This window comes from Desulfosarcina cetonica JCM 12296, assembly GCF_001311845.1.
GTDB lineage: Bacteria > Desulfobacterota > Desulfobacteria > Desulfobacterales > Desulfosarcinaceae > Desulfosarcina > Desulfosarcina cetonica.
In genome coordinates this window covers 1-3,414 of record NZ_BBCC01000346.1, presented here as the reverse complement: position 1 = coordinate 3,414, position 3,414 = coordinate 1, and the positions used below count along the sequence as shown (strand labels likewise).

Annotated in this window: 4 protein-coding genes; all 4 read left to right on the top strand. The window is 46.5% G+C overall.

The window, feature by feature from the left end; translation table 11 throughout:
• On the top strand, positions 1-305 hold a 305-nt coding region (locus JCM12296_RS40690), incomplete at its 5' end, for a DUF5372 family protein (RefSeq protein WP_174897337.1).
• Between the two features lie 229 nt (positions 306-534).
• Complete coding sequence (locus JCM12296_RS33500; RefSeq protein WP_054702301.1) at positions 535-1,011, top strand: helix-turn-helix domain-containing protein; 477 nt, start codon at positions 535-537, stop codon at positions 1,009-1,011.
• Positions 1,012-1,180: 169 nt separating this feature from the next.
• Positions 1,181-3,049: a recombinase family protein gene (locus JCM12296_RS33490; RefSeq protein WP_246805272.1), complete on the top strand. Its 1,869-nt coding sequence runs from the start codon at positions 1,181-1,183 to the stop codon at positions 3,047-3,049.
• A 110-nt stretch (positions 3,050-3,159) separates the two neighbouring features.
• The gene (locus tag JCM12296_RS51200; protein WP_422699220.1) at positions 3,160-3,339 is read left to right on the top strand and encodes a helix-turn-helix domain-containing protein; all 180 of its coding nucleotides are present in this window, start codon (positions 3,160-3,162) and stop codon (positions 3,337-3,339) included.
• Positions 3,340-3,414: the final 75 nt, after the last annotated feature.

The following is a 3,414-nucleotide window of genomic DNA, read 5'->3' as shown; positions in this document are numbered from 1 at the left end:
AACAAGATCATTCAACTGCGTCTCATCAAAATTTAAACAACAAAACCTTCCGGATCATCCATCCGTTCCATCCCTATCGAGATATCGAGTTTGACATAGATAGCGTAAGACGAATCGCAAGTGGGTGTCGCATTTTCTTTTATAACACGAAAGGCCGCAGATCCTCCGTACCGCTCCAGTGGACAGACATCGGGCTGAAGGATCCATTTGTCGTTGTTTCTGCCGGACGATCACTTTTCCGTGTTGAAGACCTCCTCGGTTTGGTCCGTCTTATTGAGGAAATATACAGTGCAAGCCGCAAATGAACAAGCATCGCACAACGACAGCTGCGTAAAGATGATTATGCCGTAAATGTTAAATAAAAATTGCCGCAATAATATTGTCATAAACCATGATTTGCCCAACAAACTGCACAAATCTAATTGTTTTTGCACTAAAAATATGAAGTCACCCTTGACGCATGATAATATATGCGGCAAAGTTAAATTAACTTAATAACATTTTGCGGCATAATTAGCCAAGGGAGGCGAGCCGATGACACGACCCAAAAAACCTGTCGATGAAAAGACGGAAAACCTGAAAAAATACGGAGCACTTAATCCGCATCCACAGAAAGTCGTGGAAGAAATGTTTTCAGATGCGACGATCGAATTCTTCGATCCCCGTGATCTTGTTCAGGTTAAATACGAAATGCTGCGTACCGTCGAAAAGGAAGGCCGTTCGGTAAAACACGCATCCGAAGCATTTGGGTTCTCGCGGCCAGCCTTTTATCAGGCACAATCACAGTTTGAAAAGGGTGGCGTGACCGGTCTTATCAAAAAACGACCAGGACCGAAAACCGCTCACAAATTGACTGATGACATACTGGCTTTCATCGAAGCAGAAGTTAAAGAAGGTAAACCGCTTCGTGCAAGAAAACTGGCGCCATTGATACGGGAAAAGTTTGGAAAAGATGTTCATCCAAGGACGATCGAACGTGCCGTGACGCGGAGAAAAAAAAAGAGAAAATGACGGTGATAAAAAAAACGAAGGGAGTCGATGCCGACGACAACACCTTGCTGCAGTACGAATCACTACGTTTGCAGGTTTTAAATCGGCAAGGAAATTTTTATGAACGAAGTATGGGTCTGGCTCTGTTCATAAGCAAAGGGATGGTTGCTTGGATAGAGGCTTGTCACCGGTGCATACCGGTACAGGCAAACCGACAGAAGCGATCGGCAACACAGTCCCTTACCTATCAAGCAACATCCGAAATGATAAAGGTCATGGCGAATATTACCCTATTCAACCTGCAAGAGGTCCCATCATGAATATGCCACAGCAGGTCAAGCAGAAAGTGATGGCAAGTCACTTAAAAAGGCAGGCCTACTGCTATGTCAGACAATCGACACTTAAGCAGGTTTTTGAGAACACCGAGAGTACCAAACGGCAATACGCTCTTCGTGATCGGGCGGTCGCTTTGGGCTGGCCGATGGTTCAGATCGTGACGGTCGACTCTGACTTGGGTGAAACGGCAACGTCTGTGGCTGACAGGCAAGGTTTTCAAAAACTAATGACAGAAGTCAGTCTGGGGCGTGTGGGACTCGTGATGGGCCTGGAGGTCTCGCGCCTGGCCCGCAACAACGCTGACTGGGCCCGGCTGATAGAGATATGCGCGCTTACCGACACGCTGATACTCGACGAGGAGGGGATCTATGATCCAACCGATTTTAACGACCGCCTGCTGCTCAATATGAAAGGCACTTTTTCCGAAGTGGAACTTCATGTATTAAGGTCCCGGCTCAGAGGAGGCATTTTAAGCAAGGCCCGGCGGGGGGAATTGAAAACGCGTTTGCCGACTGGATTTATCTATGATCACAATGATAAAATCATTATCGATCCGGACAAACAGGTTCAGCAATGCATCCGTTTGTTTTTCGATATTTTTCAACGGACGGGTGCCGCATTTGCGACCGTAAAGGCGTTTGCGAAAGATGATGTAAAATTTCCATGCCGAATCCAATCCGGTCCAGACAAAGGGAAGATAAAATGGCAACGATTGACGAGCGGGCGCGCACTGGTGATTTTAAAAAACCCGAGATACGCGGGTGCATATTACTACGGTGCTCGGCGAGCCCGTAAAAACATTGATGGGTCCATCATGTATCGTAAGGTTCCCCGTGATGAATGGCTTGTACTGATCAAAGATGCCCACCCGGCATATATTGCCTGGGAACAGTATGAAGAGAACTTGCGCCGGATGCGACAAAATGCTGTCGCATACAACATCATAGACAGAAAAACACCGCCCCGTGAAGGACCGTGTCTTCTGCAGGGATTGGCCATTTGCGGCAAATGCGGTCAGCGTATGACGATACGATATAAATACCAGAAAAAAGGTAGAGTCGATCCGGTTTATTTATGCCAGCGCCACCGGATAGAGAGGTGGGAAAATAGTTGTCAATACATACCGGGTGCCAGTATAAATGAGGCCATCAGTAAACTTGTGCTCGAGTCGGTCACGCCGCTGACATTAGAGGTGGCATTGCAAGTTCAGAAAGAGCTGGAAGACCGCTTTAATGAGGCTGACAAACTGCGAAAACAACAGGTGGAACGGGCGGAATATGAAGCCAATCTCGCACGGCGTCGGTTTATGCAGGTCGATCCTGAAAATCGACTGGTAGCGGATACGCTTGAGGCGGAGTGGAATGAAAAGCTCAGGCAGCTGCAAGACGCCAATGACTACTATGAAACACATCGCCAAAAAGAATCGGAAAAATTGAAGAAAGTGCAACAAAAGGAAGTAGTAAAACTTGCCAGGGATTTTCCGAAACTATGGAAAAATCCGAGAACCCCTATTCGTGAAAAAAAGCGAATGATCAGATTTTTGATCGAGGATGTAACAATGATCAGAGGAGAAAATATCACGCTGCATGTTCGATTTAAGGGTGGTGCGAAAAAAACGTTGACTCTACCCCCTCCTCTACAGGCTGGCAATATAATGCGACGAATCCGAAAATCGTCGAGATTGTCGATGAACTGCTTGCCGATCATACTTACTCGGAAATAGCCACCATCCTTGATAACCGTGGCTATAAATCCGCCCAGGGACATCGGTTCGATAGAAGGATCGTCACTGGAATCATACACGCCAACAAGCTCAAAACCCGTTATGCAAGATTGCGCGCAACGGGAAAACTGACTGCAGAAGAGGTCGCACGCCTACTTGGTGTGACAGTGGCAACAGTTCGCAGATGGGGTAAAGCGGGCACCATCAAAACCTATCCATATAATGATCGAAATGGGTGTCTTTACGAACATCCTGGGGTTAATTCCCCGCTAATGAAAAAGAGTGTATAACATACTGTAAATACATATTTATAATGGGATATCGTCACTCAGATTATTCAGAGGTGTAATATGAACAACAGTCCA